Below are 19,135 nucleotides of genomic sequence, written 5' to 3' on the forward strand. Positions count from 1 at the left end.
CGCGCGGGTCCCGGCGCCTCACGCGTCCCGGTACGCCTCCAGCAGCCGCAGCCAGACCTCGCTGACCGTCGGGTAGGACGGGACCGCGTGCCACAGGCGGTCCACCGGTACCTGGCCGACGACGGCCACGGTCGCGGAGTGGATCAGTTCGCCGACGCCGGGGCCGACCAGGGTGAGCCCGAGGACGATCCTGCGGTCCAGGTCGACGACCATGCGGGCCTTGCCGCGGTAGCCGTCCGCGTAGAGGCCCGCGCCCGCGACCGAGGCCATGTCGACGTCCACCGCCCTGACCCGGTGGCCCGCCTGCTCCGCCTCCGCGAGGGACAGGCCCACGGCCGCCGCCTCCGGGTCGGTGAAGACGCACTGGGGTACGGCGGCGTGGTCGGCGGTGGCGGAGTGCGCGCCCCAGGGGTCCGTCTCCAGCAGCGGTACTCCCGCGGCGCGGGCGGCGATGGCGGCACCCGCGATCCGGGCCTGGTACTTGCCCTGATGGGTGAGCAGCGCCCGGTGGTTGACGTCACCGACCGCGTAGAGCCATTCGCTGCCGACGACCCGGAGGCTGTCGTCGACCTCGATCCATCCGCCCGGCTCCAGGCCGACCGTCTCCAGGCCGATGTCGTCCGTGTGCGGCACCCGGCCGGTCGCGAACAGGATCTCGTCGGCCTCGATGCGGTCCCCGGTGTCCGTGAGGGCGACCACCGTCGAGCCCTCGCGCGACACGGCGGTCACCGAGGTGCCGGTGCGGACGTCCGCGCCCGCCTCGGTCAGCGCCTCGGCGACGAGTTCCCCGGCGAAGGGTTCCATGCGGGGCAGCAGTCCCTTGCCGCGGACCAGGAGGGTGACCCGGGAGCCCAGTGCCTGCCAGGCCGTGGCCATCTCGGCGGCCACGACACCGCCGCCCACCACGATCAGCCGTCCGGGAACCGCGTGGGCGCTGGTCGCCTCGCGGCTCGTCCAGGGCTTGACCTGGGCGAGGCCGGGCAGGCCGGGGAGCTGGGCGCGGGTGCCGGTGCAGACCGCCACCGCGTGCCGGGCGGTCAGGACCGTGCGTCGTCCGTCGGGGCCTTCGACCGTCACGGTGCGCGGTCCGGCGAGCCGGCCGTGTCCGCGGTGGAGGTCGGCACCGATACTGTCCAGCCAGGCGAGCTGGCCGTCGTCCTTCCAGTCCGAGGTGAACCAGTCGCGGTGGGCGAGTACCGCGGAGGCGTCGAGGGGGCCTTGCACGGCGGCGGCGAGGCCGGGTACGCGGCGGGCGTCGGCGCGGGCGATCGCCGGGCGGAGGAGTGCCTTGCTGGGCATGCAGGCCCAGTACGAGCACTCGCCGCCGACCAGTTCGCTCTCCACGACCGCGGTGGAGAGGCCGGCGGCGCGTGCGCGGTCGGCGACGTTCTCCCCCACGGGTCCGGCACCGAGCACCACGACGTCGTAGGCGATGGATTCCGTTTCCGTCATGGGGCCAGTCTGGTTGCTGGTGTGCGCCGTGGCCACACGGGTACGGGCCCGGAATAGGCCCCCGGTGGGTGGCGTTGTGCTGACCGGCATGACCCGTACGCGAGGAAGAGGGAAATGGAATGAGCAGCACCGTTGAGCTCACCAAGGAGAACTTCGACCAGACGGTCACGGACAACGGGTTCGTCCTGATCGACTTCTGGGCGTCCTGGTGCGGGCCGTGCCGTCAGTTCGCCCCGGTCTACGAGAAGGCCGCCGAGGCCAACCCCGACCTGGTCTTCGCCAAGGTCGACACGGAGGCGCAGCCGGAGCTCGCGGCGGCGTTCGACATCCAGTCGATCCCGACGCTGATGATCGTCCGCGACCAGGTCGCGATCTTCGCCCAGCCCGGTGCGCTGCCCGCCGCCGCGCTGGACGACATCATCGGGCAGGCCCGGAAGCTGGACATGGACGAGGTCCGCAAGTCGGTCGCGGCGCAGCAGGGCAAGAACGCCTGACGGGCCGGGGGCGGCCGCCGCCGGCCCACGGGCTCTAGAAGGGGTACCCCGCCACGTCCCCGCGCACGGTCGTCCAGCGGACGTCGGTGAAGGCGTCGAGATTCGCCTCGCCGCCGAAGCGCGCGCCGGTGCCGGAGGCGGCGGTGCCTCCGAAGGGGGCGACCGCCTCGTCGTTGACGGTCTGGTCGTTGATGTGCGCGATGCCGGTCGGGATGCGTTCGGCGAGGTCGAGGCCGCGGGCGGTGTCCCGGGTGACGATGCCCAGGGAGAGTCCGTACGGGCCCGCCGCGGCCAGGGCGGCGGCCTCGTCGAGGGTGGCGAAGGAGCGGACCGGGGCGACCGGGCCGAAGACCTCCTCCGCGTACGCCGGGGTGGTGTCGTCGACTCCGGCGAGGACGGTCGGCCGGTAGAAGAGCCGGTCGTGCGTGCCGCCCGCCGCCAGTTTCGCTCCGCCCGCGGTGCTGGACTCCACCAGTCCGTGGATCTTGGCGAGTTGGGCCTCGTCGATGACGGGCCCGAGGTGCACCTGCTCGCGGTGCGGGTCGCCGACGGCCAGGGAGTCGGCCTTGGCGGCCAGCCGTTCCACGTACTCCTCGTACAGGGAGGCGTGGACCAGGTGGCGGCCGGTGGTCATGCAGATCTGGCCCTGGTGGAAGAACGAGCCCCAGGCCGCCGTGGAGATGACCGCGTCGAGGTCGGCGTCCTCCAGGACGACGAGGGCGGAGTTCCCGCCCAACTCCAGGTGCGCGCGCTTGAGATGGCGTCCGGCGGCCTCGCCGACCGCGCGTCCCGCGGCGGTCGAGCCGGTGAAGGAGATGACCGGGACCAGGGGGTCGGTGACCAGGGCCCGGCCCGCCTCGGGCCCGCCGGGCAGGACCTGGAGCAGCCCGTCCGGCAGGCCCGCCTCGGCGAGGACGGCCGCGAGGGCGAGGCCGCCGCACACGGCCGTGCGCGGGTCCGGCTTCAGGACGACGCCGTTGCCGAGGGCGAGCGCGGGGGCGACCGAGCGGATGGAGAGGATCAGCGGCGCGTTGAACGGCGCGATCACGCCCACGACGCCGACCGGGACACGGCGGGTGTACGACAGCCGCGGAGCCTCCGAGGGCAGGACCTGTCCGGTGGGGCGGGAGGCGAGGGCGGCCGCCTCGTAGCACTCCTGGGCGGCCACGTGCAGTTCGAAGTCGGCCTTGCCGGGGATGGAGCCCGACTCCCGGACGATCCAGTCGCGCAGTTCGCCGGCGTGCGCGGAGAAGAGGTCGCCCGCCCTGCGCAGTACGGCGGCGCGGACGAAGTGCGGGGCCCTGGCCCATTCGGCCTGGGCGGCGCGGGCGGTCCGCGCGGCCGTCGCGACGTCCTCGGGTCCGGCGAGGGTGAGGGTGCCGAGGCCCTCGCCGGTGGCGGGCTCGGTGACGGTGTGGGTCTCGCCCCGAAGCGGGTGGGACTGCCAGGTCGTGGGGTCGAGCAGCGGCATGTCGGCTCTCCGATCGTTCACTGATCAGCAGCGGGGGACTCGCCGGGCCCTGCGGCTCGGGGCAGTGGAAGTCCCGTGTAGTTCGCGGCCAGTTCGGCGGCTGCGGGGCGGGAGGCCGTGATCCGGCGCAGCCGGGCGAGCTGCATCCGGTGTTCGAAGGCATCCCCATCTGGTTGAGCGTGCAACATTCTAGTCATGTCGTACGAGAACCGGGTGGCCTGCCACACCCGTTCGAGCGCCAACTCCGAGTAACTGTCGAGGAGTTCGGTCGAACCGGTGCGGTGCAGCGCGGCGAAGCCGCGGGCCAGGAGCCGTACGTCGGAGACCGCGAGGTTGAGACCCTTGGCGCCGGTCGGCGGCACGATGTGGGCGGCGTCCCCGGCCAGGAACAGCCGTCCGTGGCGCATCGGCTCGTGCACCCAACTGCGCATGGGGGTGACCGACTTGGCCGTGACGGGCCCGCGTTCGAGGCGCCAGTCGCCGTCGACAGCGAACCGCGCGGCCAGTTCGTCCCAGACGCTCTCGTCGCTCCAGTCGGCGGGGTCGGTGCCGTTGGGGACCTGGAGGTAGAGCCGGGAAACCGTCGGGGAGCGCATGCTGTGCAGGGCGAAGCCCCCGGCGCCCCTGGCGTAGATCAACTCCTCGCAGGAGGGCGGCACATCGGCCAGGATGCCGAGCCAGGAGTACGGGTAGTCGTGCGCGTACGAGCGGCCCGTCCCGGCCGGGAACGCGGCGCGCGCGACGCCGTGACCGCCGTCGCAGCCCACCACCCAGTCGCAGGTCAGCGTCCGCTCGCGCCCCTGGTGGGTGAACCGCACGACGGGCGAGGCACTGTCCGGCTTCTCCACCGCGAGCGCCTCGGCCTCGAACAACAGGGGCGGTCCGTCGGCGAGTTGGAGGGCGACGAGGTCCTTCACGATCTCCGTCTGGGCGTAGATCGTGACGGTCCGGCCACCGGTGAGCCCGGGGAAGTCGACGTGGTGGCGCTCGCCCTCGAAGCGCAGCTCGATCCCGTGGTGGACCAGGCCCTCGGCGTCCAGCCGCTCGCCCGCCCCGCAGGCGCGCAGGGCGTCGACCGTGCCCTGCTCCAGCATGCCGGCGCGCTGGCGGTGCTCGACGTGGTCGCGCGTCCTGCTCTCCAGGACGACACAGTCGATCCCGGTCCGGTGGAGCAGCCGGGCCAGCAGCAGCCCCGCCGGGCCTCCGCCGATGATGCCGACCGTGGTCCGCATGACACGCCTCCGCTGTCCGAGGGTCCGCTGCCGCCGTCCCGGGCTCCGGCGCGGTGACCGGTCCGGGGCCCGGCCGCGCACGGGCCGCGCCGATGCCGCCTGCCGCGGCCACCGGCCTCTCCCGGCCGGCCCGCCGCGGCACCAGCCTCTCTCAGCTGGACGCGCGATGCACCACTCGTGCACCCAGCACCTCGTGCGTCCCGGGTCCGGCACCCGGTTCGCGGACCGCCCGGTCCACCAGTTCCGCGAGGTCGCGGCCCGAGGGCAGGTCGAGGTGCACGGTGCTGAGCCGGGGTCTGAGCAGCCGGCCGAGCATGAGGTCGTCGGCGCCCACGACGGCGGTCTCCTCGGGCACGGCCACGCCCTCGTCCTGGAGCGCGCGCATCAGGAGCATCGCGTACTCGTCGTTGTAACCGAAGACGGCGTCGAGGCCGAGGGAGCGCCAGCGCGCGGCGAGCCGGGACGCGGCCTCCTCCTCGTACGCCAGGGGCAGCTCCGTCACCGTCGCGTCCGTACCGCTCAGGGCCCTGCGTACGCCGTCCAGGCGGGGCCGCGAGAAGACCTCGAGTCCGCTCTCCTCGGGCATCACCACGCCCACGCGGCGGCGGCCCACCGACAGCAGATGGGCGGCCGCGCAGTGGCCGACCCGGTCGTGGTCCATGAGCAGCGCGTGGGCGCCCTCGACGCGTTCGGGACCCAGCGTGAGCACGGCGCGGGCGCCGGCCCGCTTGAGGACCGCCAACCCCTGGGGGCCGAGGCCGCTGCCGGGCACCAGGACGGCCACGGGGCGCAGTTCGGCCCAGGCGCGGGCGGCCTCGTCGCCGCGCAGGCCGACGCTTCCGTACTGCACGACCGTGTAGTCGAGCCGCCCGAGCTCGGACTGGAGTTCGGCGAAGAACTGGTGGTAGAGCGGGCCCACGGGGACGGCAGGGGCGGGCATCAGGACCATGCGGCTGTGTCCGGCACGCAGGCTGCGGGCGGCCGCGTGCGGCACGTAGCCGAGTTCCTCGGCGGCCTCGCGGACCCGGCGCCGGGTGGGCTCGCTGATGCGGACGGCGCTGGTGTTGTTCAGGACGTACGAGACGGTCGCGCGCGAGACTCCGGCGAGGCGTGCCACGTCGGCACTGGTCGGTACGGGCCGTCGGGCGGGGGCCGGCTGGGCGGACTGGTTCGGTATCTGCACCATGACGGCAGGCATCCTTGCAGAGGGCCCTCGCCCCACCGCGCGGCGGGGCACCCGATCGGCTCCCGGATCGCTGGAACTGCCGCTTCCGAAAAGGGAGTTGCAGGCCCCGTACCGCAGCGCCCCAGCACAGGTTACCGTTCGGTAGACGACCGCTTCGGAGGTGACCCGGATGGATCCCGACCGCGCCCCAGGGCTGACCGAGAGCGCGCGTGCGCTGGCCGCGGGCGAGGTGAGTTCGCGCGAGCTGGTCGAGCGGGCGCTCGCCCGGATCGAGGCCACCCGGTCCACGGTGAACGCGTTCCGGCTGGTCCGCGCCGAGGCCGCCCTCGCGGAGGCGGACGCGGCCGACGCGGAACTGGCGGCAGGCGGGCGGCGGCCACTGCTCGGGGTGCCGGTCGCGGTCAAGGACGACATGGACGTGGCGGGCGAGCCGACGGCGTTCGGCTGCCGGGGTGACTTCCCGCCGGTCGCCGAGGACGGCGAGGCGGTACGACGGCTGCGCGCGGCCGGGGCCGTCGTGGTCGGCAAGACCAACGCCTGCGAGCTCGGCCAGTGGCCCTTCACCGAGGGCCCGGCCTTCGGCGCGACCCGCAACCCCTGGCACCACGGGCACACCCCGGGCGGCTCGTCCGGGGGCTCCGCGGCCGCCGTGGCCGCCGGTCTCGTGCCCGCGGCGCTGGGTTCGGACGGGGCGGGCTCGGTGCGCATCCCGGCCGCCTGGACCCATCTGGTGGGCATCAAGCCGCAGCGCGGCCGGATCTCGACCTGGCCGTGCCCGGAGTCCTTCCAGGGCATCACCGTCAACGGCACGCTCGCCCGCACGGTCGCGGACGCGGCCCTGCTGCTGGACGCGGCGAGCGGCGGCCACGAGGGCGACCTGCACCGGCCCGCCCCGCTGCGCGTCCACGACGCCGTGGGCCGGGACCCCGGGCGGCTGCGCATCGCGCTGTCCCTGAAACCGCCCTTCACCGCGCTGCCCGCGCGGCTCGACCCCGCCGTACGGGAGAGGGTCCTCGCGCTCGCCGAGCGGCTCGCCTCGCTCGGGCACTCGGTCGAGGAGGCCGAGCCGCGCTACGGGCCGATCGGGCTCACGTTCGTCCCGCGCGCCACGGCGGGCGTCGCCGAACGCGTGCGCACCTCGCCGTTCCCCGAGCTCCTCGACCGGCGCACCCACGACACCGCGCGCGTCGGCCGGCTGCTGGGCGGGGCGCCGCTGCGGGCCGCCCGCCGGGCCGAGGCGGCGCTCCAGCGGCGCGTCGGCGCGCTGTTCGGCGTCTACGACGTGCTGCTCGCGCCGACGACCGCCGCTCCCCCGCCGCGGATCGGCTCGATGCTCGGGCTGAGCGGGATCGGCACCGACCGGGCCATGATCGCGGCCTGCCCCTACGCCTGGCCGTGGAACATCCTCGGCTGGCCGGGCGTCAACGTCCCCGCAGGGTTCGTCGGCGAAGGGCTCCCGGTCGGGGCGCAGTTGCTCGGCCCTGCGGACAGCGAGCCGCTGCTGGTGTCGCTGGCCGCGCAGCTGGAGGCGGACCTGCGCTGGCACGAGCGGTGGCCTCCGCATGAAGCCGTCGCGAACTCCCGGGCCGCTTAGCCGAGTTCCGGTCTTACGCTGGGGCCATGGACGATGCCTCGATGGTCGGTTTGGTGGGACGGGTCACCGGCACGGTCGGGCCCGGGCTCGTCGGCGAGGTGATGGTCCGGGTGCGCGGCGGCGCCGAGCACTTCCTCGCGTACCCGGCCGCGCCGCGTGACCGCATCGAGCGGGGCACGGTGGTGATGGTGGTGGAGTACCTGCCCCCGCGCACGGTCTACGTATCGGCCGCCTACGACAGCTGACGGCGCTCCCGCCGACCCCGGAACCCCACCTGTTGGAGGGGTGAACTCCGTCCGTACACACGACAGTTGAGCTTCACTCGTCCCAGGTGAGAGCCGTATGCGTCAAGAACGCAACAAGGATTCCCCGGGCCCTGTACCCGGGTGGCGGCGAGGAGCACACTCCCGTTCGTTCGGTGCCGAAAGGGCACCATGCAAAGGGGGCGTATGCCGATGGTCATCGGCGTCGTGGCGGGGACTGTCGTCCTCGCACTGATCTTCGTCGTTGTGGTCTTCAAGCTCATGTGGCGCGTCGCGGAGCCCAACGAAGCGTTGATCATCTCCGGTTCGAAGCATCGGACCGAAGGTCTCGAAGAGGGGATGGGCTTCCGCATCGTCACGGGGCGCGGCACGCTGGTTCTGCCCGGCGTGCAGGCGGTACGGAAGATCTCGCTCGACCTGAACGAGACCGAACTGCATGTGGACTGCGTGACCACCCAGGGCATTCCGCTCAAGGTGCGGGGCGTGGTCATCTTCAAGGTGGGCGACGACTTCGTGTCGATCGCGAACGCGGGGCGTCGTTTCCTCGACCAGCAGAAGATGATGGCGGAGCGCGTGCACAACGTGTTCGCGGGTCATCTGCGGTCCATCGTCGGCGGGCTGACCGTCGAGGACATGATCCGGGACCGGGAGAAGCTGACCGGTCAGACCCGGGCCGCTTGCGGCACGGAGATGGAGAAGCTCGGTCTGATCGTCGACTCGCTCCAGATCCACGAGATCGAGGACCCGACCGGGTACATCCGGAACCTGGCGATGCCGCACGCCGCCGCCGTGCAGCGTGACGCGCGTATCGCGCAGGCCGAGGCGAACCGGCTGGCGACCGAGGCCGAGCAGAAGGCCGCGGCACGGATGTCGGAGGCCACCCGGGACAGCGAGATCCAGCAGGCCGGTTACCAGGCCGAGCGGGACAAGGCGGCGGCGACGGCCCAGATGGCCGGCCCGCTCGCCGCGGCCGCCGCTCAGCAGGACGTCGTCGTCCAGGAGACCCGGGTCGCCGAGCTGGAGGCGCACCGCCGCGAGCAGCAGCTCCAGGCGGACGTCCGCAAGCCGGCGGACGCCCGGGCGTACGAGATCCGGGCACGGGCCGAGGCCGAGCGTGACGCGCGGATCTCGGCGGCGCAGGCCCAGGCCAGGGAGACCGAACTGGCCGCGGCGGCGGAGGCGACGCGGGTCAAGACGGCCGCCAACGCCGAGGCCGAGGCGACCAAGGCACGGGGTGCGGCCGCCGCCGAGTCGACGCGCGCCACCGGTGAGGCCGAGGCCGCCGCGGCGCGGGCCAAGGGTCTGGCGACGGCCGAGTCGACCCGGGCGCAGGGTCTCGCGGAGGCGGAGGCCATCCAGGCCCGCGCCGCCGCGCTGGCCGAGAACCAGGAGGCCGTCGTCGCCCAGCAACTCGCCGAGCACTGGCCGGAGATCGTCCAGGCGGGTGCGAGCGCGTTCGGCAACGTGGACCACATGGTGCTGCTCAACGGCGCCGACGGCATGTCGGACCTGTTCGCCAAGGCGCTCACCATGGGCGGCACCGGCCTCGGCTTGGCACGCCAGTTGCTCGCCTCGATGAACCCCGAGGGGAGCGGGCCCAAGAACCCGGCGGTGGAACTCAACGGGGTCGTGGCACCGGTCAGCGAGAAGGTGCCCGTGGAGAAGGAGGGATGAGGCCGCCGGCCCACCGGGGCGCGCCGGCCCAGGAGTTCTGAGCAATGAGGTTGGGGCGTACGGGAGTTGAGTCACTGCTCCCGTACGCCCTGTGCCGTTCCCCCGGCACGGGTGACGCCGTACGGCGGGCGCCGCCGGGGAGTTGGACCCGGTCCCGGTTCCCCGCGGGGGCCTCGGGCCCGGGCCCCGCCCGCTACGGCTTCGGACGCGGCCTCTACGGTGGCCGACGTGAACGCCTTTACCGATGACACAGAAGACCAGGTCCCGGGCCGCTACGGCCCCTCCGCGACCACCGAGGCCGAGCCCCGTGAGGTCGGCGCCGTGAGGACCGAGTACTCCCCCGCGCACGACGGCGACCCCGATCCCGGTGAGATCGTCTGGACGTGGGTGCCCTTCGAGGAGAACGACGGCCGGGGCAAGGACCGCCCGGTGCTGGTCGTGGCCCGGGAGACCGAGGGGACGCTGCTCGCCGTCCAGCTCTCCAGCAAGGAGCACAACGGCGACCGCGAGTGGGTGGCCATCGGCAGCGGCCCCTGGGACCGGACCGGCCGGGACTCCTGGGTCAACGTGGACCGTGTGATGCGGCTGCACGAGGAGGGCATGCGCCGGGAGGCGTGCGCGCTGGACCGGATGCGGTTCAACTCCGTGGTGCACCGGCTCAAGGAGCTGTACGGCTGGCGCTGAGCGCTCCTCCGCCGACCGCACCGGACGGCACCGCGACGGCCCGGGGCCTCACACGCCCCGGAGCTCGGGCGCGAACACCTGGTCGAAGGCCCGGTGGGTGGTCCGGTGCGGGGTGCGGTCCAGGATGCCGAAGACCACGTGGTCGAAGTACCCCTCCAGGCGGCCCCCGGCCAGCACCCCGCGGAAGGCCCGCGCCACCTCTTCCGGGTCGTTCTGGAAGACCCCGCAGCCCCAGGCTCCGAGGACCAGACGGCGGTAGCCGTGGTGGGCGGCCGTCTCCAGGACGCGTTCGGCGCGGATCGCCAGCGCGCCCGGCAGCTCCGCCGCCCGCCGCGGGGCGGTGCGCAGGACGACCCCGGCGTTCGGGGCCGCGGCGGTCAGGAAACCGGCCGTGAACGGCTCGTCGAGGAGCCGGCCGCGGTCGTCCCGGAACACCGGTACGCCGGGCGAGTGAATGACACGGTCCGTGTAGAACGCGTCACGGTGGGCGCGGTGGTGGTCGTAGAAGCCACGGGCGCGCAGCAGACAGGTGTACAGCGCGGAGGCCCGGCACAGGGCCTCTTCCTGGGCCTGCGCCCCGTTCAGATAGCCGCCGCCGGGATTGCGCGCCGAGGAGAAGTTCAGCACGGCGACCGGGCCCGCGCCCCCCGAGGTCAGCCGGCGGGCCGCCTCCAGGCTGCTCTCGCCCGTGACCTCGTACGAAGTGACGACCGCGGTCACGGACGGTATCTCCACCGGCTCCGGTCCGTGCAACCGGGTCCCGGCCCGGGCGCCCTCGACGGCCGCGGCGATGGACACCGTGCCCCCGGAGGGACCGCGGTAGCCGCCGGCCGCCACGATCTCCTCGGTCTCCCGGGCGATCGCACGCAGACGCGCGCTCATGGCGCGACCCCCGTACGTGCCACGGGCGCGGCCTGCGTGCTTTCCCCCGTCGTGCCCATGAACGCATCGTGAGCGATGCTGGTCCTGCGGCGCAACAGAGTTTCCCGGCGCCGCAAACAGTGCGTCCCGGTCCCCGAAGCAACGATTTGCACCCTTGTGCGAACCGGCGAGAAGGTCTTGGGTGGAACGGTCATTGTCGGTCCGGCCCACCAGACCCCGGGCCGGCGGCATGGTGGAATCTCAGGAGGATCCCGACATGTCCGATTCGGTGAGTGACTGTACGGAGCGACGACGCTCCGCCGTCACCGAGGCCGAGGTGGAGGCACTGGTCCGTGGCATCTGCTTCAAGACCGGTCCGCCCCGCCTCCTCGGTGTCGAGGTGGAATGGCTGGTCCACGAGCTGCGCGGGCCGCGGCTCCCCGTATCACCCGAACGACTCGAAGCGGCCTATGCCGCACTGCGGACCCTGCCCCTGCGTTCGGCGCTCACCGTCGAACCCGGCGGGCAGCTGGAGCTCAGCTCCGACCCCGCCGCCTCCCTGATGGAGTGCGTGCGGTCCGTCTCGGCCGACCTCGACGCCGTACGCGCGACCCTGCGCGAGGCGGATCTCGGCCTCAGCGGATTCGGCCAGGACCCCTGGAACCCCCCGAGCCGCTATCTCCATGAGCCCAGGTACGACGCCATGGAGCGGTATCTGGACCGCGCGGGGCCCGAGGGCCGCGCCATGATGTGCACGTCGGCCTCGGTCCAGGTGTGCCTGGACGCCGGGTACGAGGAGCCGGGCCCGCTCGGGCACGGGCGCCGCTGGTGGCTGGCCCATCAGCTCGGCGCGGTCCTGGTGGCGGCGTTCGCCCACTCGCCGATGGCCGGCGGGCGGCACACCGGGTGGCGTTCCACCCGTCAGTCGCTGTGGGCGTCGATGGACCCCGGCCGCAGCGACGCGCCGCCGCTGGGAGGTGATCCCCGTGCGGCCTGGGCCCGGCGTGTGCTGGACGCCCCGGTGATGTGCGTACGAGGGACCGAGGCGCCCTGGGTGGTCCCGGAGGGCCTGAGTTTCCGGGACTGGACGAGGTCCGACGCGCCACCGGACCGGACGGATCTCGCGTACCACATGACCACGCTGTTCCCGCCGGTGCGGCCACGCGGGCACCTGGAGCTGCGCATGATCGACGCCCAGCCGGGCGAGGACGGCTGGATCGTGCCGCTCGCGGTGACGGCGGCGCTGTTCGACGACCCGGAGGCGGCCGAGATCGCCTACCGGACCGTCAAGCCGCTCGCCGAGCGGGCCGGCCCCGGGCCGGCGCCGCGCAATCCGCTGTGGCGGGACGCGGCCCGGTTCGGCCTCTCCGACCCGGAGCTGCGCGAGGCCGCGGCCGTCTGTTTCGCGGCCGCGTACGAGGCGCTGCCCCGGCTCGGTGCCAGCACCGAGGTGCTCGACGCGGTGGCCGCGTTCACCGACCGCTATGTGGCCCGGGGCCGCTGCCCGGCCGACGACCTGGCCGTCTCCGCGGCCCGCCACGACGGCCGCCCCGCCCATCACGAAGGCCGCCCGGGACGCAGCCCGGCCGGCGGCCCGCAGCGCCTGTCCGACGGGAAGGACATGAGCACATGACCGGCACGACCGCTTCCGAACCGCGCACGGATCCGGAGTCGCTCCGGCAGCGCGCCCTGGACGCGCTCACCACCGCCCGTGACCGCACGGCCCTGCTCACCTCGTGTGTGGAGGACCCCGAACTGACGGCGCAGCACTCGCCGTTGATGTCCCCGCTGGTGTGGGACCTCGCGCACATCGGCAACCAGGAGGAGTTGTGGCTGCTGCGCGCGGTCGCGGGGCGTGAGGCGATGCGGCCCGAGATCGACGGGCTGTACGACGCGTTCGAGCACGCGCGGTCCGAACGGCCGTCGCTGCCGCTGCTGCCGCCCGCCGAGGCCCGTTCGTACGCGGCCGAGGTACGTGGCCGGGCACTGGACGTCCTGGAGAGCGCCGCGTTCGAGGGCACCCGGCTGACCGAGTCGGGGTTCGCGTTCGGCATGATCGCGCAGCACGAACAGCAGCACGACGAGACCATGCTGATCACCCATCAGCTCCGGCGGGGGCCCACCGCCCTCACCGCGCCGGACCCGGCGCCCGCCGAGCCGTTCACCGGACCGGCCGAAGTCCTGGTGCCCGGGGGCCCGTTCGTGATGGGCACCTCCACCGAACCGTGGGCGCTCGACAACGAGCGTCCCGCGCACCGCCGTACCGTCCCGTCGTTCTTCATCGACACCACCCCGGTGACGAACGGCGCGTACCAGGCCTTCATCGAGGACGGCGGCTACGCCGAGGAGCGCTGGTGGACCCCGGCGGGCCTCGACCACATCCGTACGCACGGCATCGAGGCGCCGCTGTTCTGGCGGCGCGAGGGCGGACGGTGGCTGCGGCGCCGCTTCGGGGTGACGGAGCCCGTGCCGCCCGAGGAGCCGGTGCTGCACGTGTGCTGGTACGAGGCGGACGCGTACGCGCGCTGGGCCGGCCGGCGGCTGCCCACCGAGGCCGAGTGGGAGAAGGCGGCCCGGCACGACCCGGTGTCCGGCCGTTCCACCCGCTACCCGTGGGGCGACGAGGACCCCTCCCCGGTCCACGCCAACCTGGGCCAGCGCCATCTGCGCCCCGCCCCGGCGGGCAGCTATCCGGCGGGCGCCTCGCCCCTCGGCGTACGGCAGTTGATCGGCGACGTGTGGGAGTGGACGTCGAGCGATCTGGAGCCCTATCCCGGGTTCGTGGCGTTCCCCTACCGGGAGTACTCGGAGGTGTTCTTCGGTCCCGAGTACAAGGTGCTGCGCGGCGGTTCGTTCGCGGTGGACCAGGTGGCCTGCCGGGGCACGTTCCGCAACTGGGACTACCCGATCCGGCGGCAGATCTTCTCCGGGTTCCGCACGGCCCGCGACGGAGATACCTGATGTGCCGTCATCTGGCGTACCTGGGAGGCGAGGAGAAGCTCGGAGCGCTCCTCGTGGCACCGGAGCACAGCCTGTTCCGGCAGTCGTGGGCGCCCCGCCGGCAGCGGCACGGGACGGTCAACGCCGACGGTTTCGGGGTGGGCTGGTACGCCGGGGGCGACCCGGTCCCGGCCCGCTACCGGCGCACGGGCCCGATCTGGGGCGACCAGTCGTTCGCGGACCTGGCCCGGGTGGTCGGGACGCGGGCGCTGCTCGCCGCGGTGCGGGACGCGACCGTGGCGGGCGCGGACGGGGAGGCGGCGGCCGCGCCGTTCGCCGCGGGCCCCTGGCTGTTCAGCCACAACGGCGCGGTCCCCGGCTGGCCCGGCACGCTGGCCCCGCTCGTGTCGGCGCTGCCCCCGGCCGAGCTGCTGTCCCTGGAGGCCCGCTGCGACGCGGCGTTCGTGTGGGCCCTGGTCCTGCGCCGGCTGCGGGCCGGCGACGAGCAGGGCCAGGCGCTGGCCGACACCGTCACGGAGGTCGCCGAGGCGGCCCCCGGGTCGCGGCTCAACCTGCTGCTCACCGACGGCGAGTCGATCAGCGCGACCGCCTGGGGCGACACCCTCTGGTATCTGATCGAGCCGGGCCGCCGCACCCTCGTGGCCTCCGAGCCGCACGACGACGACCCGCTCTGGCGCGAGGTCCCCGACCGCACCCTGCTGACCGCCGGCCGCACCGACGTACTGCTCACCCCGCTCAAGGACATGAGCGACGACATGGCATCCGCACAGCGCAAGGAGCCCCGTACGTGAGTCCGTTCCAGTTGACCCGCACCCTTCCCGAGGACGCCACGGACGCGGCCCTGCGCGCCGATGTCCTGCACGGCCTCGGGCACCTGCCGAAGACCCTCCCGCCGAAGTGGTTCTACGACGCCCACGGCAGCGCGCTCTTCGAGAAGATCACCGAACTCCCCGAGTACTACCCGACGCGGGCCGAGCGCGAGATCCTGCTCGCGCGGGCCGGCGAGATCGCCGCTGCGAGCGGCGCCCGCACGCTGGTCGAGCTCGGTTCCGGTTCGTCGGAGAAGACCGGCCGTCTGCTGGACGCGCTGCCGGGCCTGCACACCTACGTGCCGGTGGACGTCAGCGAGAGCGCGCTCACCCAGGCCGGTCAGGCACTCGTCTCCGAGCGGCCGAATCTGAACGTCCACGCCCTGATCGCCGACTTCACCGGCGCCCTCGCGCTCCCGGACACCCCCGGACCACGGCTCGTGGCCTTCCTCGGCAGCACGATCGGCAATCTGCTGCCGGCCGAACGCGCGAGGTTCCTGACGTCCGTACGGTCGCTGCTGTCGCCCGGCGACGCCCTGCTGCTCGGCACCGACCTGGTCAAGGACACCTCGGTGCTCGTCACCGCCTACGACGACGCGGCAGGGGTCACGGCGGCGTTCAACAAGAACGTGCTGAGCGTCGTCGACCGTGAACTCGGCGCCGACTTCGACCTCGACGCGTTCGAGCACGTGGCGCTCTGGGACCCCGCGAACGAATGGATCGAGATGCGGCTCCGCTCCCGCGTCGCCCAGACCGTGAAGATCCCCGCGCTCGACATGGCGGTCCACTTCGCGGAGGGCGAGGAACTGCGGACGGAGATCTCGGCCAAGTTCCGCGCGGACGGCGTCCGCGGTGAACTGGCCGCGGCGGGCTTCGGGCTGACCCACTGGTGGACGGACGCGGAGGGCCTGTTCGCCCTGTCCCTGAGCGAGGCGGCGGACCTCTCGCCCTGAGGCTCCCCTCACCGGGGATTCCGGCCCTCCGCGTCGGTCACGGCGGCGGGCCGGTGTCCCCGGCCGGGGCGTTCCGGACCGGGAACCGGGCGCCGGGCTCGTCCGGCAGGGCTTCGGCCACAGGGGTGTCCGGACGATGATCGGTATGCTCGCGGCCGTGCCCGCCCGTGCCGGCGTCCTCCGGCGCGTCCCCGGCGTGGGCACGCGCCCGAACCGGAACGCCGACGGATGAGCGAGAAGACAGTGTTCGACTACGAGAAGGACGGCGCGGCCATCTACCGCGAGTCCTTTGCCACCATCCGCGCCGAAGCCGACCTCGCGGGCCTGCCCGCCGATGTGAGCCAGGTGGCGGTACGGATGATCCACGCCTGCGGCATGGTGGACCTCGTCGGCGACCTCGCGTACACGCCCCACGTCGTGACCCGCGCCCGCGAGGCGCTGCGCGCGGGCGCGCCGGTCCTCTGCGACGTCTCCATGGTCGCGAGCGGGATCACCCGCAGGCGGCTGCCCGTCGGCAACGCGGTGATCTGCACGCTCTCCGACCCCTCGGTGCCGGACCTGGCGGCGGAGCTCGGCACCACGCGCAGCGCCGCCGCCCTGGAACTGTGGCGCGAGCATCTGGACGGGGCCGTCGTGGCCGTCGGCAACGCGCCCACCGCGCTCTTCCGGCTGCTTGAGCTGATCGAGGAGGGCGCGCCGCGCCCCGCCGCGGTCATCGGCGTCCCCGTCGGCTTCGTCGGCGCCGCCGAGTCGAAGCAGGCCCTGGCCGAACACCCCTTCGGCCTCGACCACTTGGTCGTACGGGGCCGTCGCGGCGGCAGTGCGATCGCGGCGGCCGCGGTCAACGCCATGGCGAGCGAGGAGGAGTGACGTCCCCTCAGATCCCTGCCGTGGCGGTCGGCGACGTCGAGGAACTCGCGGTGGACGGGCTGCGGTGGCTGACCGCGGCGGCCCGGGAGACCCCCACCGGTGGCCTCGCCTGGACGGCAGGACCGTCGGACGGCGGCCCGGACCCGAGTCTGTACAGCGGTACGGCCGGGAACGTGCCCGTACTCCTGGAGGCGTGGCGGCACTTCGGCGACGACTCCTACGCCGACGCCGCCCTGCGGGCCGGCCGCGCTCTCGCGGACTCCGCCGACTCCGTCGACGACGACTCCCTCTACTTCGGCCGCACCGGAATCGCCCTCGTCCTGCGGACCCTCGAACGTGAACTCGGTGACACGGCCGCCGGGTCCGCCGCCGACCGCGCGCTCGACCGCGTACGGTCGCGCTTCGACGGCGCCCGCTGGGGCGAACTGTACGAACTGATGGGCGGCAACGCGGGGATCGGCCTCGGAGCGCTCCTGGCCGGCGACACCGAACTCGCCGTCCTCGCCGTGGAACCGTATCTGCGGACGGCGGAGGAGACCGCGTCGGGCGTCCACTGGGCCCACCGCCCGGGTGTCGTCCCCCGGCTGCACCACATCTCGCACGGCACGCTCGGGATCGTCGTGGGGCTCGCCCGGGTCGGCGCGGCCACCGGCCGCACGGACCTGGTCGGCCTGGCGCTGGCCGGTGCCGCCGACGTCGTGGCGCGTGACGAGGCGGGTCCTGAGGGCTTCCTGGTGCGGCACTCCACGCCCCAGCACCGCCCTGACGTGGTCGAGCCGTTCAGCTACGGCTGGTGTCACGGCCCGGCCGGTGACGCCCAGGTCTTCCGGCTGCTGCGGGACCTCACCGGGGACCCCGTCTGGCCCGCCCTCGCCGACCGGTGCTGGCACAGCGTCACCCGGTCCGGGCTGCCCCGGCGGCTGCGCCCGGGCTTCTGGGACAACAACGGCCGCTGCTGCGGCACCGCGGGCGTCCTCGCCCTGGCCTGCGACCGCATCGCCGAGCGGCGGGATCCGTACGGCTTCGCGGAGGTCCTCGTCGCGGACCTCGCCGCCCGCGCGATCCGGGACGGCGACGGCGCCCGCTGGTCCAACTCCGAGCACAGGGCGACCCCGAGCGACCTCGAACCGCGCACCGGCTGGGCGATGGGCAACGCGGGCATCGTCCGGGAACTCCTGCGCTTCGTACGGCTGAGCCGCGGCGGTGATCCGCGGTACGCGTTCGCCTGGCCGGACCAGCCTCCGGTGGCCGCCCCGGCCTCGGCCGACGGCCGTGGCGCGGACGCCGGGGCGTGACGGATCAGGTGCGTGCGTCCGGCCGCGGGAGCGGCCGGAGCCGCTCGGTGAGCCAGTCGACCGCCGCCGCGGGATCGGGCACGACGGGGACTCCGGCGGGCACCCGCGGTCTGCGGACCACGATCACCGGCAGACCGGCCTCACGGGCCGCGGTCAGTTTCGGCGCGGTGGCCCGGCCCCCGCTGTCCTTCGTGACGACGACGTCGACGGCGTGACGCCGGAGCAGTTCCCGTTCCCCGTCCAGCGTGAAGGGGCCGCGGTCGAGCAGCACCTCCATACGGGCCGGGGCCGGTGCCCCGGGCGCGTCCACGGAGCGTACGAGGAACCACAGGTCGTCCAGATCCGCGAAGGCGGCCAGGCCCAGCCGGCCCGTGGTGAGGAACACGCGGCGGCCCAGTGAGGGCAAAAGGCCCGCGGCCTCCTCCAGGGACCCGGTCTCGTGCCAGAGGTCCCCCGCGACCGGGGTCCAGCCGGGGCGCCGCAGCGCGAGCAGGGGGACGCCGGTGGCGGCCGCCGCCGAGGCCGCGTTGGAGGTCATGGTTCCGGCGAAAGGGTGCGTGGCGTCGACGAGCACGTCGACCGTGTGGTCGCGCAGCCAGAGTGCCAGTCCCTCCGGGCCGCCGAAGCCGCCGACGCGCACCTCGCCGGGCGGCAGCCGGGGCGCTCCCACCCGTCCGGCGAGCGAGCTCGTCACCCTCAGGCCGGGGTACGCGGGCCCCGCCAGGCTCTCGGCGAGGACGCGGGCCTCGGTCGTACCACCCAGGATCAGTACGTGCACGCCGTCCGGTTCCCTTCCGCGGAGCGAGGAGTACGGGGCACGGCCGGCCGGACCGCCCCCGTCGCCGCCCACTCAAGCACACCGGCGGCCACGACCGGCCCGGTGGCCCACACCCGCGCCCCGCCCGCAGGCCCGCGCTCGCGGCCGGGCTCGGGGGTCCGCTCGGATTCCGGTCGGGGGTCCGGTCGGGGGTCCGTCCGCACCGGGGCCCCGCTTCACCCGCGGCACCCCGCCGTCTCGCGGAGCGCCACCCGGTGGGGCACCGTGGAACCACGCCTGGCACTTCCGCCACGGCGGAGAGGAGCAGCCGTATGTCCGAGCACACCTACCGGGTCACCGAGATCGTCGGAACCTCCCACGAAGGCGTCGACCAGGCCATCCGCAACGGCGTCACCCGGGCCTCGCAGACCCTGCGCAACCTCGACTGGTTCGAGGTCACGCAGGTCAGGGGCCAGATCGAGAACGGGCGGATCGAGCACTACCAGGTCGGTCTGAAGCTCGGTTTCCGGCTGGAGGACGCCGACTGACCCGACCCGCGCCGCCGGGTCCACCGGCCGC

At 73.9% G+C, this 19,135-nt stretch carries 18 protein-coding genes; 12 read left to right on the plus strand and 6 right to left on the minus strand.

All coding sequences use genetic code 11. From position 1 onward, the window contains the following. Positions 1 to 18 precede the first annotated feature (18 nt). Entirely contained in the window at positions 19 to 1,452 is a 1,434-nt protein-coding gene (locus ACFWI4_RS04715; RefSeq protein WP_387190991.1) for a dihydrolipoyl dehydrogenase family protein, read from the minus strand. A gap of 119 nt (positions 1,453 to 1,571) precedes the next feature. On the opposite strand from ACFWI4_RS04715, the gene trxA reads away from it, so the two are divergent. Then, positions 1,572 to 1,946, plus strand: coding sequence for a thioredoxin (trxA, locus tag ACFWI4_RS04720; RefSeq protein ID WP_387190992.1), 375 nt, complete (start codon positions 1,572 to 1,574; stop codon positions 1,944 to 1,946). A 34-nt stretch (positions 1,947 to 1,980) separates the two neighbouring features. Here trxA and ACFWI4_RS04725 read toward each other — a convergent pair whose 3' ends face one another. From ACFWI4_RS04725 to ACFWI4_RS04735, 3 genes are all read right to left on the minus strand, one after another. Further along, complete coding sequence (locus ACFWI4_RS04725; RefSeq protein ID WP_387190994.1) at positions 1,981 to 3,417, minus strand: aldehyde dehydrogenase family protein; 1,437 nt, start codon at positions 3,415 to 3,417, stop codon at positions 1,981 to 1,983. Between the two features lie 17 nt (positions 3,418 to 3,434). Continuing rightward, positions 3,435 to 4,649 (minus strand): 4-hydroxybenzoate 3-monooxygenase, encoded by a 1,215-nt coding sequence (locus ACFWI4_RS04730; RefSeq protein WP_387190996.1) that lies wholly within the window; start codon positions 4,647 to 4,649, stop codon positions 3,435 to 3,437. 151 nt (positions 4,650 to 4,800) lie between these two features. Beyond that, the gene (locus ACFWI4_RS04735) at positions 4,801 to 5,835 is read right to left on the minus strand and encodes a LacI family DNA-binding transcriptional regulator (RefSeq protein ID WP_387190998.1); all 1,035 of its coding nucleotides are present in this window, start codon (positions 5,833 to 5,835) and stop codon (positions 4,801 to 4,803) included. Positions 5,836 to 6,004: 169 nt separating this feature from the next. On the opposite strand from ACFWI4_RS04735, the gene ACFWI4_RS04740 reads away from it, so the two are divergent. From ACFWI4_RS04740 to ACFWI4_RS04755, 4 genes are all read left to right on the plus strand, one after another. Further along, positions 6,005 to 7,429 carry an amidase gene (locus tag ACFWI4_RS04740; protein WP_387191000.1) on the plus strand — a complete coding sequence of 475 codons (1,425 nt, stop codon included), beginning with the start codon at positions 6,005 to 6,007 and terminating at the stop codon, positions 7,427 to 7,429. Between the two features lie 26 nt (positions 7,430 to 7,455). After that, the gene (locus ACFWI4_RS04745; RefSeq protein WP_387191002.1) at positions 7,456 to 7,674 is read left to right on the plus strand and encodes a hypothetical protein; all 219 of its coding nucleotides are present in this window, start codon (positions 7,456 to 7,458) and stop codon (positions 7,672 to 7,674) included. Between the two features lie 204 nt (positions 7,675 to 7,878). Beyond that, the gene (locus ACFWI4_RS04750) at positions 7,879 to 9,366 is read left to right on the plus strand and encodes an SPFH domain-containing protein (RefSeq protein WP_387191004.1); all 1,488 of its coding nucleotides are present in this window, start codon (positions 7,879 to 7,881) and stop codon (positions 9,364 to 9,366) included. Positions 9,367 to 9,594: 228 nt separating this feature from the next. Further along, positions 9,595 to 10,050: a type II toxin-antitoxin system PemK/MazF family toxin gene (locus tag ACFWI4_RS04755; RefSeq protein WP_387191006.1), complete on the plus strand. Its 456-nt coding sequence runs from the start codon at positions 9,595 to 9,597 to the stop codon at positions 10,048 to 10,050. A 48-nt stretch (positions 10,051 to 10,098) separates the two neighbouring features. On the opposite strand, the gene ACFWI4_RS04760 is transcribed toward ACFWI4_RS04755, so the two are convergent. After that, a complete protein-coding gene (locus ACFWI4_RS04760; protein WP_387191008.1) occupies positions 10,099 to 10,932 on the minus strand; it encodes a TIGR02452 family protein in 834 nt (277 codons plus the stop codon). Between the two features lie 256 nt (positions 10,933 to 11,188). On the opposite strand from ACFWI4_RS04760, the gene egtA reads away from it, so the two are divergent. From egtA to ACFWI4_RS04790, 6 genes are all read left to right on the plus strand, one after another. Further along, positions 11,189 to 12,544: an ergothioneine biosynthesis glutamate--cysteine ligase EgtA gene (egtA, locus tag ACFWI4_RS04765; protein ID WP_387191010.1), complete on the plus strand. Its 1,356-nt coding sequence runs from the start codon at positions 11,189 to 11,191 to the stop codon at positions 12,542 to 12,544. Beyond that, positions 12,541 to 13,872, plus strand: coding sequence for an ergothioneine biosynthesis protein EgtB (gene egtB / locus ACFWI4_RS04770; RefSeq protein ID WP_387191012.1), 1,332 nt, complete (start codon positions 12,541 to 12,543; stop codon positions 13,870 to 13,872). The genes egtA and egtB overlap by 4 nt, the downstream gene beginning before the upstream one ends. Then, entirely contained in the window at positions 13,872 to 14,663 is a 792-nt protein-coding gene (egtC, locus tag ACFWI4_RS04775) for an ergothioneine biosynthesis protein EgtC (protein WP_385400957.1), read from the plus strand. Before egtB ends, egtC begins: the two co-directional genes overlap by 1 nt. Then, entirely contained in the window at positions 14,660 to 15,634 is a 975-nt protein-coding gene (gene egtD / locus ACFWI4_RS04780) for an L-histidine N(alpha)-methyltransferase (protein ID WP_387191014.1), read from the plus strand. Before egtC ends, egtD begins: the two co-directional genes overlap by 4 nt. Before the next feature lie 228 nt (positions 15,635 to 15,862). Then, positions 15,863 to 16,504 carry a precorrin-8X methylmutase gene (locus ACFWI4_RS04785; RefSeq protein WP_387191016.1) on the plus strand — a complete coding sequence of 214 codons (642 nt, stop codon included), beginning with the start codon at positions 15,863 to 15,865 and terminating at the stop codon, positions 16,502 to 16,504. After that, a complete protein-coding gene (locus tag ACFWI4_RS04790) occupies positions 16,501 to 17,799 on the plus strand; it encodes a lanthionine synthetase LanC family protein (protein WP_387191018.1) in 1,299 nt (432 codons plus the stop codon). The genes ACFWI4_RS04785 and ACFWI4_RS04790 overlap by 4 nt, the downstream gene beginning before the upstream one ends. 4 nt (positions 17,800 to 17,803) lie before the next feature. Here ACFWI4_RS04790 and ACFWI4_RS04795 read toward each other — a convergent pair whose 3' ends face one another. After that, complete coding sequence (locus ACFWI4_RS04795) at positions 17,804 to 18,577, minus strand: cobalt-precorrin-6A reductase (RefSeq protein WP_387191020.1); 774 nt, start codon at positions 18,575 to 18,577, stop codon at positions 17,804 to 17,806. Between the two features lie 311 nt (positions 18,578 to 18,888). Here ACFWI4_RS04795 and ACFWI4_RS04800 point away from each other — a divergent pair, with 311 nt between their 5' ends. Next, the gene (locus tag ACFWI4_RS04800; protein ID WP_103547697.1) at positions 18,889 to 19,104 is read left to right on the plus strand and encodes a dodecin; all 216 of its coding nucleotides are present in this window, start codon (positions 18,889 to 18,891) and stop codon (positions 19,102 to 19,104) included. The last annotated feature ends 31 nt before the right edge of the window (positions 19,105 to 19,135 follow it).

Origin of the sequence: Streptomyces sp. NPDC127038 (assembly GCF_042725875.1) — a bacterium.
Taxonomy (GTDB): domain Bacteria; phylum Actinomycetota; class Actinomycetes; order Streptomycetales; family Streptomycetaceae; genus Streptomyces.

Bases quoted from the DNA above. Each gene is read 5' to 3' on its own strand.
- trxA (WP_387190992.1), top strand. From the start codon at position 1,572: ATGAGCAGCACCGTTGAGCTCACCAAGGAGAACTTCGACCAGACGGTC.
- ACFWI4_RS04785 (WP_387191016.1), top strand. From the start codon at position 15,863: ATGAGCGAGAAGACAGTGTTCGACTACGAGAAGGACGGCGCGGCCATC.
- ACFWI4_RS04800 (WP_103547697.1), top strand. From the start codon at position 18,889: ATGTCCGAGCACACCTACCGGGTCACCGAGATCGTCGGAACCTCCCAC.
- egtA (WP_387191010.1), top strand. From the start codon at position 11,189: ATGTCCGATTCGGTGAGTGACTGTACGGAGCGACGACGCTCCGCCGTC.
- ACFWI4_RS04740 (WP_387191000.1), top strand. From the start codon at position 6,005: ATGGATCCCGACCGCGCCCCAGGGCTGACCGAGAGCGCGCGTGCGCTG.
- ACFWI4_RS04735 (WP_387190998.1), bottom strand. From the start codon at position 5,835: ATGGTGCAGATACCGAACCAGTCCGCCCAGCCGGCCCCCGCCCGACGG.
- ACFWI4_RS04750 (WP_387191004.1), top strand. From the start codon at position 7,879: ATGCCGATGGTCATCGGCGTCGTGGCGGGGACTGTCGTCCTCGCACTG.
- ACFWI4_RS04760 (WP_387191008.1), bottom strand. From the start codon at position 10,932: ATGAGCGCGCGTCTGCGTGCGATCGCCCGGGAGACCGAGGAGATCGTG.
- ACFWI4_RS04715 (WP_387190991.1), bottom strand. From the start codon at position 1,452: ATGACGGAAACGGAATCCATCGCCTACGACGTCGTGGTGCTCGGTGCC.
- ACFWI4_RS04730 (WP_387190996.1), bottom strand. From the start codon at position 4,649: ATGCGGACCACGGTCGGCATCATCGGCGGAGGCCCGGCGGGGCTGCTG.
- ACFWI4_RS04745 (WP_387191002.1), top strand. From the start codon at position 7,456: ATGGACGATGCCTCGATGGTCGGTTTGGTGGGACGGGTCACCGGCACG.
- egtC (WP_385400957.1), top strand. From the start codon at position 13,872: ATGTGCCGTCATCTGGCGTACCTGGGAGGCGAGGAGAAGCTCGGAGCG.
- ACFWI4_RS04725 (WP_387190994.1), bottom strand. From the start codon at position 3,417: ATGCCGCTGCTCGACCCCACGACCTGGCAGTCCCACCCGCTTCGGGGC.
- egtB (WP_387191012.1), top strand. From the start codon at position 12,541: ATGACCGGCACGACCGCTTCCGAACCGCGCACGGATCCGGAGTCGCTC.